This window comes from uncultured Phenylobacterium sp. (assembly GCF_902826855.1).
GTDB lineage: Bacteria > Pseudomonadota > Alphaproteobacteria > Caulobacterales > Caulobacteraceae > Phenylobacterium.
In genome coordinates this window covers 1-1,946 of sequence record NZ_CADEGK010000322.1, presented here as the reverse complement: position 1 = coordinate 1,946, position 1,946 = coordinate 1, and the positions used below count along the sequence as shown (strand labels likewise).

The window sequence follows — 1,946 nt, the reverse complement described above, 5'->3', positions numbered from 1 at the left end:
CGGCCGGGCCGGTGCGCGAGGTGCTCGACGGGGTGCTCGCCGGCCAGGAGCTCGGCGAGGACGAGCTCGTCACCCTGTTCTCCGCCCGAGGCCGCGAGGTGGCCGCCATCGCCGAGCTGGCCGACGAGCTGCGCCGCCAGGTGGTGGGCGACACCATCACCTGGGTCTCCAACCGGAACATCAACTACACCAACGTGTGCACGTTCAAGTGCCGGTTCTGCGGGTTCTCGAAGGGCCCGCTGTCGCTGAACCTGCGCGGCACGCCGTACCTGCTGACCCTGGACGACATCGCCCAGCGGGTGCGCGAGGCGTGGCAGATGGGCGCCACCGAGGTCACGTTGCAGGGCGGCATCCACCCCGACTTCGACGGCGACTTCGGCTACCGCGCGCCCTACCTCGCGCCGGACGGTCGCCTCCACACGAACCTGCGCCAGGTTGGCGCCCGCACTGGTCGAATGTCCTCCTCGGACCCCAACGTCCAGAACTGGCCGCGCGACGACCTCCGGTTGCGCCACCTGGTGCAGGCATCTGAGGGCCACAAGCTGATCGCCGTGGACCTCGACTCAATCGAGCTTCGCGTCTTCGCTGCGGCGTTGGGCGAGGGCGTCTTCCTGGAGATGATGACGAAGCCGGGCGCCGACCTCCACTCCTACACCGCGAAGATGATCGGGCTCTACGACTACGACCGCGGCGGCGGCGTGATCGAATCCGCCCGCCAGCGCGGGAAGAAGTTCAACTACAGCATGATCTACGGCGCGGGCATCCGGTCCATCCGGGCGGCCTTCCACGTCAACCAGAACGACGCGAAAGACATGATCTGGGCCTACAAGGACGCCTTCCCCGAAGTCGCCCAATTCCAGGCGGAGATCGAGTTCACGCTCGAACAGCAGGGCTATCTCCGCACGGTCTTCGGCCGCAAACACCGCGTCATGGATCAGCGCCACGCCGACCGCGAGGCCTACAAGTTCGGCAACTACTACGTGCAGGGCACGTCGGCCGACCTCTTCAAGATCGCGGTGGTGCGCTGCCACGAAGCGGGCATCCCGATGGTCGCGCTGACGCACGACGAGATCCTTTCCGACTCTCCGGAGGACAAGGCGGAGGAGCACGCGGCGATCATCCGGGAGGCGCTGTGCGACCATCCGGCGATCACCAAGGAAATCCCCCTTGACGCGGAGGCTATAATTTGTGAGAGATGGTCGCAAGCCAAGAAGCCGGACTTCGACCCCGGCTGGAACTAGGAGGTAATGACATGGACGACGGAATGAGCCCAGGCCAGGAGGCGGCGTTGGACCAGCTTCGCGCCACGATCCGCGACAGCGGCCCGGGCGTCAAAGCGTCCCTCGCCAAGCAGGTCTACCAGAGCACGATGGAAAACGAGACGCTCCGCGAAGAAAACGTGAGCCTGCACTCGGGCATCACGATGCTCGCGGCCTACATGGCGGTCCTCGAAAAGGGCATCTACGACATCCAGAAGCACCTGGGGATGATCGACTCGGAGAAGCAGGCCGCGCCCGAGGAAAAGACGGAGGACTGAGGGGTGCACTGGCTCACCATCGACCCCGGTGAGACGACGGGCTGGGCGCTGTGGAAGGGCGTCCGGCTCGTGCACGCCGACCAGTGGCCGCGGCTGGAGCACATCGACCTGGTCGACGGATGGCTGAATGAGCCGCCGTCGCTGCTGAAGGTCGCCAACGAGGTTCTTCCGCTCGGCGCCATCGTCTGCGAGAACTGGCAGCTCTACCCCGACGTGATGCGGACGGGCGCCCTCGACTATGACGAGTGCCGGACGGCGCGCGCGATCGGCGCCTACGAACTCCTCGCCCGCCAGCACAACATCAAGTTCATCACCCAGGGCGCGGCGATCAAGGGACCGGCGGAAGAGGCCGGGAGCCGCGAGCTGTACCTGAGCCCGCAGCACGAGATGCGCCACGCCAACGACGCCA

General features: G+C 66.4%; 2 protein-coding genes. Both read left to right on the top strand.

What is annotated here, in order from left to right; all coding sequences use genetic code 11:
• Window positions 1-1,252: 1,252 nt before the first annotated feature.
• Window positions 1,253-1,537 carry a hypothetical protein gene (locus QZV94_RS24140; RefSeq protein WP_293682891.1) on the top strand — a complete coding sequence of 95 codons (285 nt, stop codon included), beginning with the start codon at window positions 1,253-1,255 and terminating at the stop codon, window positions 1,535-1,537.
• Window positions 1,538-1,540: 3 nt separating this feature from the next.
• Window positions 1,541-1,946, top strand: a 406-nt coding sequence (locus QZV94_RS24135; protein WP_293682889.1) for a hypothetical protein, incomplete at its 3' end; no start/stop codon positions are given.

What these genes read in the sequence shown, in the direction of transcription:
- QZV94_RS24140 (WP_293682891.1), top strand. Translation starts at nt 1,253, where the DNA reads ATGGACGACGGAATGAGCCCAGGCCAGGAGGCGGCGTTGGACCAGCTT.